Here is a 22098-nt window from a genome sequence, read left to right on the forward strand (position 1 = left end):
CGCAGTTAATCAAATAAATTAATTCCCTGAGTTTATAACAACTATTCTCTCGCCTTCTAATTTGGGACGAACCCTCATCCATTCAGTACGATACTTTAAACATAATTTTTGTGGCAGACTTTGAGGATAAAACAATTAAAGACAATCCCTTTACAAAAACTTAAGTTTTCATAAAACAACTAATCCCAAAGAGCTTGGTCTCAGAAAGTACACCAACTATGTCTATTATATCACAAGGTTTTCCAAAGTAAAAGGAACTGACTTCCAAGAAGCTTTATTTTAGTTTCCGTTCTATTAAGAAATTCCCCATGAAGAATGAACACCGCAACATATAATGAAAAAGACTTTCTTTTTAGTAAGAAAGTCTGATTTAGCCCTAGCTCAACTAATCTTAATCACAATATTCAAGGTAACCATATTATAAAGAATAAGTTTATAATTACATATAATATGTTCTATAAAAGTTTAAAGTAGTGACAATAATTACTTGTATTGAACTGTATATGGCTATTTATGGAATATAAAGCCGGAATTGCTCCGGAATAATCCGTATAACACAAAATAACTATTAAATAGTTACATATATGTTGTTTTTACCATTTTAGTGTGTTATTATGAAGCTCGTGCAGTTATTAATTATAGAAAGGATGATCATTATGAAACCTAAAAAATTATTATCATTTGTTACTGCTACAGCAATACTAAGCACTTTAATAAGCGCTGGTACTGTACATGCTGCTACCAAGGAGGATGTTATTAAACATCTAAATGATTCTAGCAAAATTGAAGTCCTTGCCAAAAATGCTTTTAGAACAGTTAACCAATACAAGAGCGATAAGTGGGCAAGTATAAAGGTGGTTAACCAAAAAAATCTATATGATTTTGATGGAAAATTAGTGGCTTACAGCATTGATGTCCAAAATGGAGAAACTGGAGCAAAGGGTTATATTATATTAAGCAGCAATAAAGAAAATGAGCCCATATTAGAATCTGCTATAGGAACTTATTCTCCATACACCGAACTCACTTCAAAACTTAATAATAAGACTGACATAACTTATATATACAGTGGTATTTTAAGTTATAGTATTAAATATACTGATAAAAATGCATCTAATAGAAATTTTGCGAAAACAACTTCAAATTATAAATATTTTGACCTAAGAGACAATAAGGATATTGATAACACCATTGTAAAATCAATGACCGAAGAGGCTAAAGCAAAAGAACACAAATCAAAAAATATCACTTCTGCTCAGAAGACTTGGGACATGCTTTCTGGAGAAAATGTAAAAGAAGAAAATATAGCTCCAAACTACAATCCACTAAATAGTTCAAAAATAAAAAATAACTCCTCTTATTTATATCATAAAGTTATTTCAGGAGTTCCAGACTACAATTGGTATAGAGGCTGTGCACCTACTGCAGCAGCTAATGTACTAGCTTACTATCATCATTCAGGAGTACCTACTGGCAATACATTGATTGATGAATTGGCAGCTGCAATGAATACAGATAGTAAAGGCGGTACAAGTATATCAAATGAAAGACCAGGAATTAAACAAGTAGCAGCTAATCATGGTTGGAAACTTGCTATATTTACAGATCCAAGAGGAAAAGGCGAAGATGAATCGCCATACGGAGATTTCCGTGATGAAATAGATGAATCTCATCCTTTATTCTGTAGTCTTCAGAATTCTAGATATGGTGATGGACATGCTGTTACCGGTGTAGGATATGAATATCAAGGTACAGATTATGAATATGTAATTATCCATGACACTTGGAGCACAACACCTGTGGATGTTGCTATAAATTATAATAGTTCAGATATAGGTGATCCATCTTGGATGAGAATCCATTCTAAAAACTAATAAAGTTTTTTAATAAGTATTCATAAGCACTTAGCAAGTTCTATATTATAATAGAATTACTTGTCTAAGTGCTTTTAATTTTAGTATTATGTTATATTTATCCTAGTTATAGTAATTTATATTTATTAAAGTAAGAGTTATCAGCCCCAATAAATTATATCTTTATAACTAGCACTATCAAGTCTTTACAACATATTATTAGGATATAAAGTATAAAAAAATATTTTAGTAAGCTTTTTATAGAGTTCTTAAAATGGCTTCATTAAAACTATCCACCAAATCTTCAAATTCTTCTAAGCCAACGGATATTCTTATTAGAGTATCACTTACACCTAAAGATTGTCTTTCCTCCTTTGGAATTGCGGCATGGGACATCTTAGCTGGGTATGAAACTATAGTTTCAACTCCTCCAAGAGATACAGCAAAAGCGGCATTTTGGATGTTATTCAAAAAGTACTTTGTTTGATCTATAGTCTTAAACTTAAAAGAAAGTACTGCACCAGCGCCGGAAGCTTGTGCAAAATGTATTTCTCCACCTAAGTGACTTTCTAATCCTGGATAATAAACTCTTTCAACTTCTTGCCTATCTTCTAGCCAATGAGCTAGTTTAATAGCTGTTCTTTGATGAGCATCCATTCTAACTTTTAGAGTCTTCAATCCTCTTAAGAGTAGCCAACAATCCTGAGGTCCTAGAATGGCACCAAAAGAATTCTGTATCATATAAATCCTATCTGCAAACTCCTTACTTTTGGCTACCGCTAAGCCTCCTACCACATCACTGTGTCCGCCTATAAATTTAGTTGCACTATGAACTACTATGTCTGCTCCTAATTCTAAAGGTCTTTGAAGGTAAGGAGACATGAAGGTGTTGTCTACAATAACTATTAAGTTACTTTCCTTAGCGATTGCTATAGCCCCTTTCAAATCTGTTATTTTTAGCAGTGGATTTGATGGAGTCTCTAAAAAAATTCCTTTAGTATTATGTTTAACTGCCTTTTTTATATTTTCAAGCTTTGAGGCATCTACAAAGGTAAACTCTATCTTAAATCTACTAAAGACCTTTGAAGCTATTCTATAAGTCCCACCATAAACATCTTCACAAATAATAATATGGTCTCCAGCAGAAAATATTGATAATACTGAGGAAGTTGCTGCCATACCTGAAGAAAAAGCAAAGCCTCTATACCCATTTTCAAGCTGAGCTATGGTATCTTCTAAGGCTTCTCTTGTAGGATTTCCACTTCTTGAATAGTCATATTTACCAAAGTTATCTATATCTTTTTGATGAAAAGTGGAAGCTTGGTATATAGGTATACTCAAAGCTCCTGTTATTTCATCAATTTCATTCCCATTATGAATTAATTTTGTTCCAAATCTCATAATTATTACCCCAAAGCTTTCTTTAAATCTTGTATTAAATCTTCTATGTTTTCTATCCCTATAGATAGTCTTAGTAATGTATCTGTAACACCAAGCCTATCTTTAATTTCCTGTGGGACCTCCGAATGAGTCTGTTTTTGAGGATAGGTTATTAAAGTCTCAACTCCTCCAAGACTCTCCGCAAAAGTTATAACCTTCACATTCTTTAATATTTTTGCTACATCAGCTCTATTTTTTACTTTAAAAGAAATCATTGCTCCAAAGCCTGAAGATTGTTTTTTACTTATAACATAGCCTTTACTTTCAGGAAGTCCTACATAGAATACTTCTTCAACCTTAGGATGTGCTTTTAAAAATTCTGCTATCTTCATTGCATTTTCTTGACTTCTATCCATTCTGATTGGAAGTGTTTTAATTCCCCTTAGTATAAGCCATGAATCAAAAGGAGATAACACTGCTCCAGTGGCTTTTTTGTAATATATAATCTTCTCCTTTATATCATCACTATTAGTTACAACAAAGCCCGCTAAGGTATCATTATGACCTCCCAGGAACTTTGTACCACTATGGACCACAATATCAGCACCTAGATTTAATGGCTTTTGAAAGTATGGAGTTAAAAAAGTATTATCGACAATTACTATAAGTTTATTTAGCTTTGCTATTTCTGCAGCTGCCTTTATATCAGTTACCTTCATCATAGGATTGGAAGGTGTTTCTATAAATATTGCTTTAGTACTTTCATTAATATTTTTTGCTATTTCATCTAAATCTGTGGTATCTATAAAACTGTGTTTAATTCCATAAACGTTGTAAATTTCTCTGAACAATCTAAAGGTTCCACCATAAAGATCATCAGAAACCAATATGTGATCTCCAGGTTTAAATAATCTTAGTACTGCATCAATAGCAGCAAGACCTGTTGAAAAGCCTATTCCATATCTTGCAGCTTCTAGTTTAGCTACAGTATTTTCAACTTCTTCGCTGGTTGGGTTTAACAACCTTGAATAATCATACCCAGTACTTTCATTTAAACCTCCATGTCTAAAGGTCGAAGATTGATAGATTGGAAAGCTAATAGCTCCAGTTAATGGATCATACCCCTTATCTCCATGTACAGCAGTAGTCTCAAACCTTAAAAAACTTCCTTCACTCATCTTAAAAAGCCCCCTAAATATTTATTACTGAGAAAATTCTCTGAAGCACCCACTTCAGTGAGTTTTATTCGTATATGCCTTTCAGAATTTAATTTAAAAATCTATTAGGCTAATACACTTTTTTTATTGTTAATACTAAAAAGCTATTCCTTTCCGTCCATATTACTAGGTTTATCTAAGAAAAATTTTAAACTTTTCTTAGAATAAAAAAACATGTCTGAGGATAACCCCGACATGTTATATACAAATCTAGAATTTTCTCCTCATCTACCAGTTTTATCAACTGCAGGAATTAGCACCAATACATAAGTTAAATGAAGCTTATGCTGGTTGCTGGGTATCATAGGGCCAGTCCCTCCACCTCTCGTGATAAGAATTTAATATGTAAGCAAATACATACTAAATATATTTAATTACTAAGTATTATATATTCACTTACATATGTTGTCAATACCTTTCTATAATAATAAAAAATCACTTTAAATCTTAAATTTAGCTATTAATACTCTTAAATCTTCTGCTATCATAGCTAAGCTCTCACCTGAGTTTGCAATCTCCTGAACTGTAGCAGCCTGTTCTTCCATAGATGCCGATACCTGCTCTGTTCCAGCAGCATTCTCCTCAGAAATTGATGATAAATTTTGTGTTAGCTCAATTATTTTGTTTTTGTTATCAGACATTAATTCTGCAGAATTATTAAGTTTATTAATTATATTCTTTATGAAATCTATAGCTTCGGCTATTCCTTCAAATTTTTCTTGTGTTTCACCAACGCTACCGGCCTGTTCCTCAACAATATGCTTAGTTTCCTCCATAATTTTTACTGCACTTTGTGATTTTGTTTTTAACTCATTTATTACGTTTTTAATATCATTTGTAAAGCTATTTGACTGTTCTGCCAGCTTTCTTATCTCGTCAGCTACCACTGCAAAACCTTTACCGGCTTCACCTGCTCTTGCAGCTTCTATAGCTGCATTTAAGGCTAACAGATTGGTTTGATCTGCAATGTTTTGAATCATAGTACTAGCACTTTCAATCTTCTCTGCACTTTCATTATTACTCATTATTATATTGTATATATTACTTGAGGCATCGTTATTTTTTTCAGTTTTATTAATAAGATCCTTTATGATTAAGAAGCCTTCTTCTTTTTTCTTTTCAATCTGTGAGGCTGCAACATTAAGCTCTTTAATATAAGTTAAGTCTTGCTCTAACAACGATCCTAACTCCTCAACACTATTAGCAGCTGTTTCTGTATCTACAGCTTGCTCGCTGGCTCCTTTCGCTATTTCTTCAATAGTTTTTGCAACTTCTTCTGATGAAGTGGCTGCTTCTTGGGAAGTTGCTGTCAACTCCTCTGATGACGCAGCTACCTGTTCAGTTGCATCGGCAGTCTTGCGAATAAATTCTGCCACATTAACTCTCATACTACTTAGAGCCCTTATCATATCGCCAGTTTCATCTTTTCTATTCAAGTAATTTTTATCATTTAAATTGTGATCTTCTAAGAACTCCAAGTTAGAAAAGTCTTTTATTTTCTTAGTCACCGCTATAATAGGTTTTGTTATACTTCCAGATATATAAGTAAGTAAACCAGCTGCTACTAGAAGTAGTATTATGGAAGATACGATTACAATATTGATTATTCCTTTTGCACCTGACTGTAATTCTTTCTCAGTCATGAATGAAGCTAATATCCAATCAGTACCTTCAACCTTATATGGAGTAACTATATATTTTTCACCATTAATAGTAACTTCAAAGGACTTTAGTTCTTTATCTAATATTTTATTTAGACCTTGAATACCAAGTTCATCAATTTTTTTAAAATTATTTTTAGGATTTTTCCCATCTGCCATTACTATACCTGTATTATGTACAATTATTGCATAACCGGTTTCTCCAATTTTCATTTTACTTAACATATCACTAATAGCAGATTGCTCTACATCAAGAGCCATTACACCTAAGACTTTACCATTATTATCTGTAAATGTACGAGCATTACTTGTAAACAGATGATTTTTGAAAGTGTATGGAGCAGTCCTTATGATGCTTCCACTTTTGCTTATAGCATCTTCATACCAAGGTCTCTTAACAGGATTATAACCTACTGTTATAGTTTCTTTTGGCCACTGAATATAGCTTCCTTCTGTTGTTCCCATGTATACGTAAACTGTACCTTTATGACTATTTGCATATTGCTCAAACACTTCGTAGATTGCTTTTTCAAGTCCACCTTTAGCAACAGGGTCCATACTAGTAGCTTCAGTGGTATTTTTATAAGTCGATATACTACTATTAGTCATTTTTAATAAAGGATTTTCTGCTAACATATCAAGATTTTTATCCAATTGATCATAAAAAATGTTAATTGCTTGTGTTATCGAAGACATTTGCTCTTTGGAATTACTATAATAATCTTCATAGGCTTTTTTGTTCACTTGATATATTACAATACTGCTAATACTTATTAATGTTACTAAAATAGTTATTATTGTAGAAGCTAGAATCTTTCCCTTTATTCCACCAAATCTTTTATTCATAATAACCTCTCTTTTTATTAAATATTTTTAATATAATTTTTTCTTCTGAAATAAACATCCTCTGTTTTTCACTAACTTCTTTATCCATAGTAGCATCTCCTTTATAACTTCAAATTTGATAATTAAATACGAAAGTCTGTATATTCTTAATATTCGAAATATATATATTCTACTTTATTTAAATTAAGCTGTTTTTCTTAGATTACCTCAATGTAATATTTGGCATGTAAAAAACTATCCTACTTACTTAATCCTGTATATATAATTAAATTGAAAAAGCTACCAATATATTCATTATATTGGTAGCTTTTTATAATTTCTTTTTATTGAATTAATTCAATTTAACAAAAGTCCACTTTTGGTTATTACCTCCACCATAAAACCATATTTGAACATTTGCACCATCCCAGTTTCCGGCACCATCTAAGGCCTTTCCACTATCAACGCCTATAAGCCTATATTGTCCACTTCCCATATCATTTAGATACCACTTTTGATTATTTCCACCACCATAGGACCATATTTGGACATTTGCGCCATCCCAATTTCCAGCACAATCTAAGGCTCTTCCACTGGCAACATTTATAATCTTATATTTCCCTTCACCTACATCTGTAACAATCCACTTTTGATTATTTCCGCCACCATAAGACCATTGCTGAACATTTGCTCCATCAACAGTACCATCAGAGTCTAGTGCCTTTCCACTATTAACATTTATTATTTTATAAGTACCTCCAGAAACAATACCTGTACCTGGTTGTGGGGGTATACTTGAGGTCAATTTTGACTTTACATATTTTCCTGAGTCAGTAAGTTCAGAGTCACTCCAAGGCCCAGTTAGATTAGCGTTAGCTGTCAGTGCAGATGCTGTTTCAGGCTTTGTATTAAGGGACCAATTACACCAGCTTATGCCATTTGAATCTAGGTAATTTAGCCAAGTAGTAGATTCATTTAAATCTAGATTACTGTTACCAGAAGCATCGCAAGTTCCCCATTCTGTAGCGAAAAGAGCAATTCCCTTATTAATTGCATTAGTTGCTTTGTCTCTAAGCCATTGCTTATGGGTACCAGCATAAAAATGTAGTGTATACATAATGTTTGTTCCTTGAATAGGATCATTTGCAGCTACATCAACATCTTGTGACCAGTTAGGTGTACCTACAACAATAATATTATCAGGATCATACTGTCTAATTCCGTTTATTACTTGTTGTGCATAACTTTTAATATCACTCCAAGAGGTTGATGTAGGCTCATTATAAATTTCATAGATAACATTTGGCTTATCTCCATATTTTTGAGCCATAGTCTTAAAGAAGTTAACAGCTTGAGATACGTGAGTTGTAGCTTTTTCCTCATGCCAATCAATAATAACATATATACCTTGATTGATTGCAGCATCAACTATTGTGCTTATTTTGTTAATAGAACCAGCTGGGTCAGACAAATATCCGCCTTCTACATCTATTCCCATTGGTGCTCTTACAACTGTTGCATTCCAATTGTTTGCTAATTGTGATACTGTGCTAGAATTATACAATCCAGGATCCCAGCAGTGCCAAAAATAGGACATTCCTTTCAATTGTATAGGTTGATTATTCTTGTTACAGAGTTTTGTTCCGATAACTTTTAACTGACCATTTTGTGATACCGTAGTATTATCTGCTGCTCTTGCAGGCAATACCAAACTAGACATAGTAAATAAAACTACTAAAACACTAGTAAAAAACATTTTTATACATCTTTTATTAATTCTCATAAAATCCCCCTTAAATACGCTTTTAGATATAATACTTAAATCTGTGACTTTAAAATTAAATCTTATAATTAACTATTTAAGTACTTTCCTCCAATTAATTGGCGCTTTATCTTTAGGTAGATTCTTTATCACCTCCAAGTTTAAATGAAATCTACTAATATAAACAAAAAGCAATTTTATATAAATTAATAAAGTAACTCTAATTAAGTTTTGGGACTTTATAGTAAGCATAATATCAAATATATCTAGCTAACTGTTAAATTTTCCTAACTATATTTGTATTTTAACATATAAAAATGTTAAAATAATCATAGTTTTATAACAAAAAATATAATTATTTGAACTAAAAAGGGGGCTCTATGCGCTATAGTTTTAAAAGAAAAGATTATAGTCTACCCTTATATGTAAATAGTTTTGGCTATAATTGTGATCAGAAAATGACATTTTGCTTCAATGGATGCCCCTGCGTGCACTGGATTCATACGCAAACAGGAATTGGAAAAATAGAGATTGACGGAAAAGAATTTATATTGGATTCAAATTGTGGTATTTTGATTACTCCATATCTTCCTCACAATTACTCAAACATTACAAATGAATGGAAGATAGCTTATTTTAACTTCGGAGGCACTCTTGTAAATGAAATCTTAACTCTATTAGGTATTGGAGAATATTTGTATATAGATGAATTAGATAGGGATGTTGATTGCTTTATTGAAAAATTAATTGCTAACAACAAAATAGATGATACTTATTATCCTCTAGAAGTTGCTGGCTATATTTACTCTTTTTTAATGAAGCTAAAAATACATCTCTTAAAAAGTTCACCTCTCTCATCAAAGTATGATACCATTGTTAAGCCTATTGTTAAATATTTAGAGGAACACTATGCTGAGGATGTATGTAATCAGGATCTTGCCTCTATGGTTTGTTATAGTGCTCAATATATGACAAGAATATTTAAAGAGGTTTTTCATATTTCTCCTTACCGATACTTGTTAAATATTCGCATCAGGAAAGCAAAGGAGTTGCTGGCTGAGTATCCTTCTATCTCTATTCAGGAGGTTTGTGACCTTACTGGTTTTGGTAATCCTAGTTATTTTATTTCTATGTTTAAGAAAAGTGAACATATGACCCCAAGAGCATTTAGAAAGCTTTATCACAAAAAATAAGATGTTTAAGCCAAGGCTAAACATCTTATTTTTTAATAGCTATACTTTTACTTGCTTTATTAAACCTAAATAAACTTAAACAGCTAAATTAAGTTCGTACAGTACAATTATATAACTTCTATATAACCTTCTGTTCCATTAACTCTAATTTTTTGGCCGTCTTTTATTAGTTTGGTAGCATTTTCAACGCCAACTACCGCTGGTAATCCATATTCACGGGCAATAACTGCTCCATGAGTCATTAGTCCACCTACTTCAGTAACAAGACCTTTTATAGATACAAAAAGAGGTGTCCAACTAGGATCAGTGAAGGTAGTTACTAATATATCATCCTCTTCTAGCTCAGCATCTTCCATGCTTAATATGACACGTGCTCTTCCTTCCACAACTCCGGAAGAAACAGCTAAACCTGCAATGGCATCATCAGGAAGATTGACACGTTTATACTCACCGATAATAATTTCACCATCAGATGTAATAACTCTTGGAGGAGTTAAATTTTCAAATATTTTGTGCTCCTCTTTTCTCTTGTTGATCATATCATAATCTATTTTACTTTTAGCAATGACTTCACGTAATTCTTCAAAAGTGAGGTAATATATATCTTCTTTTTCATTAATAACGTTTGTCTGTACCAATCGATGAGCTTCTTTTATTAAAGCTTGCTTATAAACAAAGTAGCGGCTAACCATACCGTATTTTGGGTATTCACGATAACCAATGAAATTTCGAATTAAATCAATATTTCGCTTTGTCTCTTGTACCTTTTCTTCACCATCTGGCAGCCTAATCAATCGATCTAATAGCTCTTTTTCCTTCTCTGAAGCTTCCTTGCGCCCTTGTTCAAATTTTTGCTTACTAGCATTTGGCTCAAAATTCTTAATGTTGCCAAGAATCATTGGGACAAGTGTAAGAGGTTTCTCACTCCAACGGGTTTTAGTAATATCAATTTCTCCGCTGCATCTCATTCCGTATTTTTCAAGATAAGACAGTATTGCAGCTTTTACTTCTAGCCCACCATGTAATTGGGATAGTTTCTCCAAAAAGTTATCGTCTTTTGTATGTTCTAAATAATCAATTACATCTGGATAAGGACGAAGCATATCGGCCAAATCTAATAATTCTAAGCCCATTTCAGAAGTAATGTTGTTGGGAACAGATTGAGAAAGTATATCCGCAGCATTATTTTCACCTAACCACAGATTCATTTTTTCATTGATCCAATGGGAAGCATTTATGGCTGACATAAATACAGCTGAACTTTGTGGGTCAAATAATATTCTCTTTAATTCCTGAATATCTTCTAGTATAAAATCAATTAAATTTGTTCCTGATTTTCCTTGAATTTTTTGCTTTAACTGATCTATGGAGGTTTGATTTTTTTTAATCAGCTCTGAAACGATTATGGGATTTGTTTCTAAGGGAGCTTGAGCTCCAAGAGCTGCCACACCTTTATTACCATCAGCATTACCTTTTTTCTCTTTATCTTCAGGTAAATCCTTTATGAAATCTCCTCTATCTATTAAGGTCATAAGTGCATCTTTCATAAGTGGATCATGTTGGCCCATGTTGGTCAATAAGATTTTTCTGCTATCAGGTGAAGCTAGCATTTGTGCAATGTCAACAAACAGCCTTCCGCCAGCCTTGAACCTTTGACCATATGATACTAACTCCATTAATGACATCCCTAGTGGCTTTAAGGGATCTGTCATCATTTGCTGATGCCCTACAGATATATATACATGATTCTCTTGATCCTTTACTTCAGGGATAGGGTACAAAGTAGTGATTGGCCTACTCTGGACAATGTAAAATATATCATCAGCTAAACACCACTCAATATCCTGTGGAAAATCAAAGTATTCTTCAAGTCTTCTGCCTATTTGCTCCAACTGCAAAATCTGTTCATCACTTAGAGCTTGTGTATTCTGCAGTTCAGCAGTGATTTGATGTTGTTTCGTACCACCATCCTTTACTGCAGAAATAGCCAATTTTTTTGAGGATATCTTCTTATCAATAATCTTGCCGCTACGCACTTTATAGTTGTCGGCGTTTACTACACCGGAAACTAGAGACTCACCAAGTCCAAAACTAGCATCAATTGACAAAACCTTTCTATTAGAAGTCACCGGATCAGCAGTAAACATAATTCCAGACACCTGTGGGAATACCATCTTCTGAACCACCACAGAAAGGTATACTTTACGGTGGTCAAAGCCATTTTGAAGACGATATATTACTGCTCTTTCTGTAAATAGTGATGCCCAGCATTTACTTATATGCTTTAGGATAGCATCTCTTCCTATAATATTTAAATAAGTATCCTGCTGTCCAGCAAAGGAAGCTGTAGGTAAGTCCTCTGCTGTAGCACTAGATCGTATTGCATAGGAATCTTTTTCTCCAAACTTTACTAGATGGGCTTCTATCTCATCTAGTATATCCTTAGAGATAGATATATTTTCTATAACCTGTCGAATATGCTTACTAATTTCTTGAACCTTTTCCCTATCTTCTATAGAAAGCTGTGATAACTTATCTAATAACGCCTTAAGCTTCTGATTGTTTGCAATTATCTTTTTATAGGCTTCTGTAGTAATACAAAAGCCTTCTGGAACCAAGATTCCATTTACTTTGGTTAGTTCACCTAAGTTAGCACCTTTTCCCCCTACCATAGAAATCATTGTCTTGTGAATCTCCTGAAAACCAAGCACATATAAATTCATTAATTTTCCCCTTCCTTATTATAGGTGTGGATAAAACATTTCTCTTTGAAGTAATATCTGCTCCTATAATACCCGCAAAAACATCAAATTATAAGGCTGTTTTTAGAAAATCCTATGTGTTATAATTAAAGTATAGGGTGTAGTATAGCTTTTTATTTTAAGATACTCATAATATCTTCAGTAATCTGATCCTCAGTAAGTCTATTTTTCTTCATAAGCTCCTCTGGAATATAACGATCTAGTAATTCCTTCTTTATACCATAATTTATTACCTTCACATCTGAAGCACCATAATATCTTGCTATCTTTTCTCCAAAGCCGCCATCCAAGATACCGTCCTCCACAGTGATTACCAGCTTATGTTCCTTTTTCAAGCTATCAAGTAATTCTTCATCTATACCTGTGATATACTTTGGATTAATTAAAGTAGCTTTTATGTTGTTTTCTTCTGCAAGCTTTGAAACTACTGATTGACCAAGTTGATAGAAATCTCCCAGTGCAATTATTGCAACTTCTTTACCTTCTTTGGTAACTTGGTATTTATTTAGTATAGAATAATCTGTTGTGTCTTCAATACCGCTTTCTATTACACCCATTGCCGGAACACGTATTGCTACTGGATGCTCCTTTTGCTTCATTCCCCAATTAACCATTGCAAAATATTCTTCCTTACAAGTTGGAGCAAGATATACCATGTTAGGAATATTGCTCATAAAGCCAATATCGAATATTCCAAGATGTGTTACATCATTCATGCCATAAACCGATGCAGCATTTACTAATATCAATGCTGGGTTATTGTTTATGCACAAATCCTGTGAAAGCTGATCGTAGGTTCTTTGAAGAAATGTGCTATACACTCCATAAACTGGTTTTCCTCCATTTGCTGCAATTCCTGAAGCTAAAGCAACTGCATGCTCTTCAGCAATTCCAACATCTACAAACTGTTTACCAGCTTCTTTTCTTCTATCAGGCCCAAAACCAAGTACAAATGGAGTTCCAGAGGTAATAGCAACAACTGTTGGATCTTGCTTCATCTGATCTAACAAATATTTTCCTGTTAAATCAGAATAATTCTCTGCATTGCCCATAGAAATCTTTGATGCTCCTGTTTCTAATTCAAAAGGCATTCCATAATGCCACTGTTCTTTATTCTTTTCAGCAAGCTCAAAGCCTTTGCCTTTTATTGTATGAATATGAATTACCACTGGGTGCTCTGCATCCTTAACTTTATTAAATGTGCTTATCAACTGATCTAGATCATGTCCATCACTGACATAATAGTAATCTAGACCCATAGCCTTAAAGAAGTTGCACTCACTTTTTCCTTCAGTATCTCTAAGTTCTTTAAGGTTCTTATATAGGCCACCATGATTTTCTGCAATAGACATATCATTATCATTTACAATAATAATCATGTTTGTTCCAGCCTCGGCAGCATTATTAAGACCTTCATAAGCTTCTCCACCACTTAGGGAACCATCTCCAATAATAGCAATAACATTGTCCTTCTCACCTTTTAGATCTCTTGCTTTTGCAAGGCCACAGGCAAGACTTATGGATGTGGAAGTGTGACCAATATTAAAAAAGTCATGCTCACTTTCTTCGGGGTTGGTATAGCCAGACACTTCATCATATTTTTCAGAATTTATAAAAGCTTCTTTTCTTCCAGTAAGCATCTTATGAATATAACTTTGATGTGATACATCATATACTATCTTATCCTTTGGAGAGTTAAATACATGATGCAATGCAACTGTAAGTTCTACCATTCCAAGGTTTGGTCCTATATGTCCCCCATGCTCACTTAACTTTTTAAGCAAGGTTTGACGAATCTCAGCGCTTAAATCATTCATATTTGCTACAGATAATTTTTTCACATCTTCTGGTGAGTTTATTTTTTCTAAATACATATTTCATCCTCCTGTAATTAAACGAATCTATTAATTTATTAGCTTATATTTTAAGTCATAACTAAATACCTCTTAGGTAGACATAGTTTGATCATAAAAATTACTTCCTTTATGCAAAAACCAATTCTTTAAAATAACAATTCTTAAAAGTTTTGACTTAAGATGATTCCTTTAGATTATGCCTATTCCACCCAAACATCTTTTGCTATTGCAAAGGCTGCCCATGCATTTGGCCATCCCACATAAAATGCAAGATGCGTGATAACCTCAGCAATTTCCTCTGCAGTCACACCATTATTTTTTGCATTGTTCATATGGTATTTTAAAGAATTATCAAAAATACCTTTTGTAATTAAGGCAGTCACTGTAATCATACTTCTATCTCTAGTGGATAACTTATCCTCTCGTGACCACACTTGACCAAATAAAACATCATCATTTAGTTCTGCAAACTTAGGTGCAAAAGTTCCCAGTGCTTCTTTTCCTGCTGTTTGCTTTTCCATAAATAACTCCTTTCTGAGAGAACTTTTATCCTCTCTACCAATACAAAATGAGCTTATCTTAACTTTCTGTATTCTTCATCTGTTACTGGTTCACACCACTCATTTGAAGCACCTTCTACTGGAATAGATAAAGCTAGATGGGCAAAGGGCTCATCTGCTACAGCACCGTGCCAGTGTTTGATTTCTGGAGCAATATAAACTACATCTCCACTTTTTAAGAACTGTGCTTCCTTTCCAAGCTCCTGATACCAGCCATGACCACCAACACAAATCAATATCTGACCACTGCCATGGTGAATATGCCAGTTATTACGGCATCCTGGTTCAAATGTAACATTAGATATAATTGCCTCTTTAGTGTTTAGAACACTTAAATAGCTTTTTCCAATAAAGTATGGTGCATATGCAGTATTTTCTTCCCCTAGTAAAAAGTCAGATACCTTTTCCAATTCCTTAATGTCCATAGTCCTTTCTCCTTACGCTTACTTATATTATTTTTCATAAGATTACAGAGGGCAATATGTCTGGTGAGTATTCAATAAAGATCCTATGACATATTGCTTGGTTTTCTAATTATCTTCACCAAAAACATATTTTTTGCTTGCTTTAGAATTACTTGTATCTTATGATAGATATATCATAATACCTAAACCTAACTTTAGGTCAATACTTAATTTAAAATATTTTGGAGGAAATATATGAATTATTCCATTGGTGATATTTCAAAAATGCTAGACATATCGATATCAACCCTTCGCTATTATGACAAGATAGGGCTTCTTCCATTAGTTAATAGAACTTCTGGTAATATAAGAATCTTCGACGATGCAGATGTAGAATGTTTAAAAATGATAGAGTGTTTAAAAAATACAGGAATGCCTCTTGAAGATATTAAACAATTTTTCCAATGGTGTGAAGAAGGTGATTGTACCATTGACAAAAGATATGAGCTTTTCGTTCATCAGAAGGAAAAAACTGAGAAACAAATTGCAATGTTACAAAATGCTTTAGCTAGGATAAATTATAAATGTGAATTTTACAGAATGTCAAAAGAAAAAGGAACAACTGATGTTCCTGGCTTAAGAGAAGAACTGGCTATGAAATTTTTAAATAAAGATGAAAAAGGTAACTCATAGCAAACTTCTATAACTATAATAGATTTATATGAAAAGTAATCACACATCAATTCTGTGAAGTAGAAAGATGTGTGATTATTTATTTATAAAAACATCTTTGCTACTCCATTTAACTATAGTTTTTAATACTAATTACAAATATGTGGTATAATTGTATTATAATGAATTAGAGGTGATGTTGTATGAATATGATAACAAGTTTTGTTATTGGATTAGCTTTTGTGCTAATTGGAGCGGTGTTAATGAAATATCCACCTAACCATATGAATAGTAATCTTGGGTATAGAACACCATATGCAATGAAAAATAAAGAAACCTGGAATGATGGTAATCGCTTCTTTGGAAAGACACTTTGTATAGGGGGCATTATATACATGCTATTCTCTGTATTATTAAGAAATATGTATAGCAATAATTTATCATTAAATATGAAAATATCCTTATTAGGTCTACTTACTATTGCTATAGCATGTATTTTCTTAACTGAAATACATTTAAGAATGAAATTTGATAGGGCTGGAAGCAAAAGAACACATAATTAGTCTCTCCTATAAGAAGGCTGAACTTTGTATATTAGCCAATAATTTGACTCTAAAACTTGATTATTGTAGATCACAAATAAGCATTAAACTTTCATAAGCTTATTAAATCTTAAAAAGTATTAATATATAAAACTCTATGAATCAATCTGAGGTCTCTGAAAAATTATTTTTTTCAGGGACCTCATTATTGCATTATATTTTTTTATTTGATAAGTCCATAATTTTCACCATACAAAACATGGATTACTGTTTTTTCTCGATCCAATCTGTAATCATGTTATATCTGTAATTCTTTTCTAATTGCATAAGCCATTGCTACTATGTTCTCATTTTCATTTTGGCATGCTTGTATAATGTAATGCCTGTAGCTTTCCTTATAGTTATTTCTCATAAAGTTTAATACATTCACCTTCCATTTCCAAAGGTCCTCAGGAGATACATAAAAGAATTTTGGTTGTATTTTATTTCTATAAAACTCCTCATCCATGTCCATAATTTCCTCTGGTGTTAATGATAAAGCTAATCCCTCTAAACCTGGGAAATCTTCGTTTTCCTGCCATTTGTCTTTATTCATAGGACATACATCTTGACATATGTCGCAACCATAAATGCAAGAACCAAAGGTTTTACTCAAAGGTTGATTTGGTAGATCCCGTCCTCCAAAGGTTGTAAGAAAAGATACGCAGGCGGTTGGAGACATTGTATAAGAATCGGATAAGGATTTTGTAGGGCATGCTGCAATACATTTACCGCAATTCTTTGGGCACTGTGGCAAATCGCTTGTTTCTTTTAATTCCATCTCACTATCTGTAAGCCATGCTTCAAGATGAACCCATGAGCCAGATTTAGTATAGAAGAAATTATTTCTTCTTACTATTCCAAGACCAGCCTGCAAAGCTGCCCAACGCATTCCTACAACACCAAACTTTTGATTAGTTGCAAACCTTAGTCCAAGTTCGCTCATATAGCTTTCCATTTCTCTGTTATGCTTATATTCCTCTGCGTTTTCATCCACTCTTATATCAAATAAATATGCCTTTGCTATATGTCCTTTTACCTGCTCAGGAACCTTATATTTACCGTATGGTACAGCCATTACAACCACTGACTTTGCCCATGGATAATCTGCTAAAGGATTAGCTAAACGTTGCTGTCCCTTATAAAATTGTTCAGATTCGGGCACCTTTTTAATACGTTCGTCCAACTTTTCTTTATACCCAGCAATCATGCTTAATGGAATAATCCCACATTTTTCGTAACCAAGCTCGTAAGCCTTTTTTTGTATAAGTTGCTCTATAGTATCCATAGTTTTTCTCTCCTTAATATCTTTGATATTAGCTATGATAATATTTTAACAAAGAAATATGTATTTGTGAAATTGATATATTCGAATTGACAATTCGATTTTATCAATATATTATTGTATCTATAAATTTTTATTAGCTTATAAATAACGATTGGAGTAAAATCGATGGATATTAGACACTTTAAAACCTTTAAAAGTATCGTTGAAGAAGGTAATTTTTCTAATGCTGCAGCAAAATTGGGGTATACACAATCCACTGTTACATCACAAATCCAGCAGTTAGAACAGGAACTTTCAATCAAACTATTCGAGAAGATAGGTCGTAACATGGTATTGACATCATTGGGAAAAGAATTAATACCCTATGCAAATGAATTGCTAAATATAGTTAGAAAAATTGAGAGTCTAGGTACTTATAGTGATAATATCACTGGCGAGTTAAAGATCGCTGTTGCAGAATCATTAATGTCCTATAAGTTGCAAAACGTATTAAAACTATTTAAAGAAAAAGCTCCTAATGTAAAACTTTCTATAATATCACTAAACTGTTATGCTATAAAAAATATCTTATTGAATGGTGAAGTGGATCTTGGGCTTATGTATGATGTGGGACATAAGAATGATAACTTAGCTTCTGTTACACTTTCCGATTTCAATTTATCGTTAATATGTTCACCATCTTTTGAAGAGAAAAATTTAGATTTTTGTAAACCAAACCAAAAAATAAATACAAGCCTTATCATTAACGAAGTAGAATCTATTTACCGAAAGATTCTTGAAAGTTATTTTTTTGACAACAATATATCTTTAAACAACACCATCGAACTTTGGAGTATAGAAGCAATAAAGAAATGTGTCGCAAGTAATTTAGGGATTTCGTTCTTACCCCGCTTCACAGTAGAAGAGGAACTTGAAAATGGGAAGTTAAAAGAGCTAGAGGTAGGTTGTTCTGATGAAAAAATTACAGCAATATATGCTTATCATAAGAACAAGTGGATTAGTCCTGCAATGTCACTATTTATTCAGTTAGTAAGAGATGACTTTAATATTAGTTAAGGCTTTATAACTAAGTAAATCCTTAATATAATACATTATTCGCATACTCTTCAACCTATTTATTACCATAAAATTAATGGGTTAGCGGAAAAAATGAACTTCTTTCCACTAACCCGTTAATTTTATTTTTCAGGAGATTATATTGTATAATTTGAAACATTCTTCTCCAATACCCCTGCAATCTTAACTAGCTTTTTCGCTGTTCTAGAGAATTCGCTGGTTATAGCTGCTTGCTCTTCTGTTGATGCTGTTACTTCTTCAGTAATAGCAGAAATCTCCTGTGACTTTGAAGATATATTCTCAACTGTTGTCAAAATCTTATCTCTACCTTTCATAGTTCCTTGGAGAACAATATGTACATTATTAATATCACTAGGAATATTATTAACTTTACTAATAATCCCTTCAAATGAGGTTGTTACACTATTAATATCACTTTTACTTTCTTCTACTATTTTAGTCACCAGTTCTGTAGTATTAGAAACATCATTAGTCTCCCTCATTACTGTATTTATCAATTCGGTTATACTTTTTGATGAAGTTAAAACTTCTTCAGCAAGCTTACGTATTTCGTCTGCTACTACTGAAAAACCTCTACCTGATTCACCAGCTCTAGCAGCCTCTATAGAAGCATTTAAAGCTAACAGATTAGTTTGCTTCGCAACTCCATTAATGATATCTACAATAGAATTAATTTGTGATATGGTCTTGTCCAAATTTTCAATCTTATCTTTTGATACTAAGAAGGAATTTAACATCTCATCAATGGTATTAGCTAATTTATTTATAGTTTGCACACCCTTATTTGTATCTTCTTTTATTATCATTCCACCATCAGCCAAGGACGATAATTTATTTTCAACATTGGCCAAATCTTTTGAAAAACTATCTAATAAACCAACAGCCTCCTCTAGAGCTTCTGTTTGCTTCATGCTTTCTTGAGATACATTAATTACTGAAGTTGCAATTTCTTCACTTGCTAAGCCCACAGTTTTTCCACCACTTTCAATCTGCTCCGATAGATTACTTAAGCTTTCTGATATTACTTTAATTTTTCTTATAAGCTCACTCATGCCTTTTCTAGTTTTAGTACTTGCAGTTGCTAGTTTTGCTATTTCATCTTTACCTTTAATCTCATAGTCTGCTGTAAAGTTCCCTTCGCCAGCTTCTTCAATAGCATCTTTGATGATCTCTATAGGCTTAGCAATTCTTTTTCCGATATATATACCTGCAATAGCGGCTAATAACAATACTAATATTGCGCAAATTATAATCTTTATAATTGTGCTTTCAATAGTTTTTTCCATATTAACAATCGAAATACCAATTGAAAGACTGTATACTACATCATTTCCGTCTTTGATCGGAATTCCAACATTATACGCTTTAGTTCCTTTCCAGTCATACATATATGACCCAGTCTTTCCTTCAAATACACTGTCCAACCCAACTGAATCAATTTTTTCACCAATAGAATCCTTTGATGTTCCAGCAACAAGAGTTTTATCTTTAGTTACTACACCTATGTACAATAATTCCCCATCTGCATATTTATATGTTGCATCTATTATATCCTGAATTTTACCTACTTCTTTAATTCCAGAATTCTCTATGTTTGCTCTTACGTTATTGGCTAGAGTAATTCCATCAGCTTTCATTTGATTTTGTATCCCATTTATCATTTCATATATGAAGAATGATGTACAAATCAATATTATTATTGCTGCCATTAAAACAAAGTTAAAAGTTAATCTTTTTCGTATTGATGTAAACATTTTATCCCACCTTAGAATTAAGTAATATATAAATTATAATTTCAACATTTTAATAGTACCCGAACAGGATTTTAGGATTAAGCCCTTTTACTTATTAAACCCCAATTACTTCCTTAACCCCTGGTACTTCTTTTTTTAATCTTTCTTCTATAATACCTTTTATTGTCATTATTGCTCCTGGACAGTTTCCGCAAGCACCTTGCATTCTCACAGTTACAATTCCATCTTTGCTCACACCAACTAGTTCAACATCTCCGCCATCATTTTGTAGTATAGGTCTAATTTTTTCTAATGATTTCATTATCAATTCTTTCATCTAAAAACCTTCTTTTTATATTTATTTTCGTACGCGTACGAACAAAATGCTTATAGCAATGGAATTCCAACTATCTATTTATATATACTTGAATACAAAACCTATATTAATTGAAATTTCTTTGCATTTACCCAATACAAATTAAGTTTCAATAAAAGATATCTATCTAAAGTTCTACAGATCTATTAATTTATACATGCCAGAAAAACCTATAAACAGCGATTTTTGAACAAGCATAAATTAATCTTCTATATAGAAACGCTTTAACAAAGACGTTTTAGTCCATCTTTGCTATATTTTTAAGAGCTTTATCAATATTATCCTCAAAGGTTTTCCTTTGTTCCTCATCAAAATCCTTCAATAACAAGTCTAGAATTTCTTTTTGCATAATCTCAAGCTTTTTCTTTATATACACAGCTTCAGAGGTCAAGCCTATATATACACTTCTTTTATCTTCATTACAAACACATTTACTTAACAATCCTTGACTCTCATACTTATTTATTATGTCAGACAAAGACGATTTAGATATTTGCCACGTATTTGCTATCTCACTAAAAAGTAACTTTGAACCATCCTCAGGTAAGATATTAAATAATGTAGCATGGTTTTGTAATATAGGTAAGTGCTCGTCCTTTATTTTTTTTATTATTAACTTAGTGGTTGCTTCACTAATTCTGTTTATTCTGCCAACGATGCATTCACTTTTCATTTTTACCACCTCATTCGTTCGGGTACGAATAAATTTTATTACTTTGATACTTTTTTGTCAATGTATTTTTTCAAAATTATGCTCTTCTATATAAGATCGATTTAAGTTATTTTGTTAATTAAATAAATGGCTGTTCACCATATAATAAACAATACAAAATAACTTCCTCTCATTTAATAATAATGATGTTCCAGTAAACCATAAGCTATTAGAATTTTTTTTACT

The 22098-nt window shown here is 32.5% G+C and carries 17 protein-coding genes and 1 riboswitch; of the genes, 5 read left to right on the forward strand and 12 right to left on the reverse strand.

The window, feature by feature from the left end; all coding sequences use genetic code 11:
- Nucleotides 1-656 precede the first annotated feature (656 nt).
- The gene (locus GXK57_RS07845; RefSeq protein ID WP_160674001.1) at nt 657-1874 is read left to right on the forward strand and encodes a C39 family peptidase; all 1218 of its coding nucleotides are present in this window, start codon (nt 657-659) and stop codon (nt 1872-1874) included.
- 237 nt (nt 1875-2111) lie between these two features.
- On the opposite strand, the gene GXK57_RS07850 is transcribed toward GXK57_RS07845, so the two are convergent.
- The 4 genes from GXK57_RS07850 to GXK57_RS07865 form a co-directional block, all read right to left on the reverse strand.
- Nucleotides 2112-3254 (reverse strand): aminotransferase class I/II-fold pyridoxal phosphate-dependent enzyme, encoded by a 1143-nt coding sequence (locus tag GXK57_RS07850; RefSeq protein WP_160674004.1) that lies wholly within the window; start codon nt 3252-3254, stop codon nt 2112-2114.
- A gap of 5 nt (nt 3255-3259) precedes the next feature.
- Nucleotides 3260-4411 (reverse strand): PLP-dependent aspartate aminotransferase family protein, encoded by a 1152-nt coding sequence (locus tag GXK57_RS07855; protein ID WP_160674007.1) that lies wholly within the window; start codon nt 4409-4411, stop codon nt 3260-3262.
- A gap of 260 nt (nt 4412-4671) precedes the next feature.
- Nucleotides 4672-4787, reverse strand: a riboswitch (SAM riboswitch).
- A 103-nt stretch (nt 4788-4890) separates the two neighbouring features.
- The gene (locus GXK57_RS07860; protein WP_160674010.1) at nt 4891-6957 is read right to left on the reverse strand and encodes a methyl-accepting chemotaxis protein; all 2067 of its coding nucleotides are present in this window, start codon (nt 6955-6957) and stop codon (nt 4891-4893) included.
- 331 nt (nt 6958-7288) lie between these two features.
- Entirely contained in the window at nt 7289-8719 is a 1431-nt protein-coding gene (locus GXK57_RS07865) for a cellulase family glycosylhydrolase (protein WP_160674013.1), read from the reverse strand.
- Nucleotides 8720-9186: 467 nt separating this feature from the next.
- Here GXK57_RS07865 and GXK57_RS07870 point away from each other — a divergent pair, with 467 nt between their 5' ends.
- Nucleotides 9187-9891: an AraC family transcriptional regulator gene (locus GXK57_RS07870; RefSeq protein ID WP_160674016.1), complete on the forward strand. Its 705-nt coding sequence runs from the start codon at nt 9187-9189 to the stop codon at nt 9889-9891.
- A 107-nt stretch (nt 9892-9998) separates the two neighbouring features.
- On the opposite strand, the gene ppsA is transcribed toward GXK57_RS07870, so the two are convergent.
- The 4 genes from ppsA to GXK57_RS07890 form a co-directional block, all read right to left on the reverse strand.
- On the reverse strand, nt 9999-12614 hold the full coding sequence (gene ppsA / locus GXK57_RS07875; RefSeq protein ID WP_160674019.1) for a phosphoenolpyruvate synthase: 2616 nt from the start codon (nt 12612-12614) through the stop codon (nt 9999-10001).
- A 152-nt stretch (nt 12615-12766) separates the two neighbouring features.
- Nucleotides 12767-14527 carry a 1-deoxy-D-xylulose-5-phosphate synthase gene (locus GXK57_RS07880; protein WP_160674023.1) on the reverse strand — a complete coding sequence of 587 codons (1761 nt, stop codon included), beginning with the start codon at nt 14525-14527 and terminating at the stop codon, nt 12767-12769.
- 182 nt (nt 14528-14709) lie between these two features.
- Complete coding sequence (locus GXK57_RS07885; RefSeq protein WP_160674026.1) at nt 14710-15030, reverse strand: carboxymuconolactone decarboxylase family protein; 321 nt, start codon at nt 15028-15030, stop codon at nt 14710-14712.
- Between the two features lie 53 nt (nt 15031-15083).
- A complete protein-coding gene (locus GXK57_RS07890; RefSeq protein WP_160674029.1) occupies nt 15084-15494 on the reverse strand; it encodes a cupin domain-containing protein in 411 nt (136 codons plus the stop codon).
- Between the two features lie 234 nt (nt 15495-15728).
- Between GXK57_RS07890 and GXK57_RS07895 the strand changes: the two genes are divergently transcribed.
- Entirely contained in the window at nt 15729-16166 is a 438-nt protein-coding gene (locus GXK57_RS07895) for a MerR family transcriptional regulator (protein ID WP_160674032.1), read from the forward strand.
- A gap of 182 nt (nt 16167-16348) precedes the next feature.
- A complete protein-coding gene (locus GXK57_RS07900; protein ID WP_160674035.1) occupies nt 16349-16708 on the forward strand; it encodes an SdpI family protein in 360 nt (119 codons plus the stop codon).
- A gap of 277 nt (nt 16709-16985) precedes the next feature.
- On the opposite strand, the gene GXK57_RS07905 is transcribed toward GXK57_RS07900, so the two are convergent.
- Entirely contained in the window at nt 16986-18014 is a 1029-nt protein-coding gene (locus GXK57_RS07905) for an epoxyqueuosine reductase (protein ID WP_160674038.1), read from the reverse strand.
- A gap of 165 nt (nt 18015-18179) precedes the next feature.
- Here GXK57_RS07905 and GXK57_RS07910 point away from each other — a divergent pair, with 165 nt between their 5' ends.
- The gene (locus GXK57_RS07910) at nt 18180-19070 is read left to right on the forward strand and encodes a LysR family transcriptional regulator (protein ID WP_160674041.1); all 891 of its coding nucleotides are present in this window, start codon (nt 18180-18182) and stop codon (nt 19068-19070) included.
- Nucleotides 19071-19207: 137 nt separating this feature from the next.
- Here the strand turns inward: GXK57_RS07910 and GXK57_RS07915 are convergent, their stop codons facing one another.
- The 3 genes from GXK57_RS07915 to GXK57_RS07925 all read right to left on the reverse strand — a co-directional run bounded on the left by GXK57_RS07915 (nt 19208) and on the right by GXK57_RS07925 (nt 21873).
- Complete coding sequence (locus GXK57_RS07915; protein WP_160674044.1) at nt 19208-20845, reverse strand: methyl-accepting chemotaxis protein; 1638 nt, start codon at nt 20843-20845, stop codon at nt 19208-19210.
- A gap of 94 nt (nt 20846-20939) precedes the next feature.
- The gene (locus GXK57_RS07920) at nt 20940-21161 is read right to left on the reverse strand and encodes a NifU family protein (RefSeq protein WP_160674047.1); all 222 of its coding nucleotides are present in this window, start codon (nt 21159-21161) and stop codon (nt 20940-20942) included.
- A gap of 277 nt (nt 21162-21438) precedes the next feature.
- Nucleotides 21439-21873 carry a MarR family transcriptional regulator gene (locus tag GXK57_RS07925; protein WP_160674050.1) on the reverse strand — a complete coding sequence of 145 codons (435 nt, stop codon included), beginning with the start codon at nt 21871-21873 and terminating at the stop codon, nt 21439-21441.
- Between the last annotated feature and the right edge of the window lie 225 nt (nt 21874-22098).

It is taken from the genome of Clostridium sp. C8-1-8 (genome assembly GCF_009928445.1).
Taxonomy (GTDB): Bacteria; Bacillota; Clostridia; order Clostridiales; family Clostridiaceae; genus Clostridium_AR.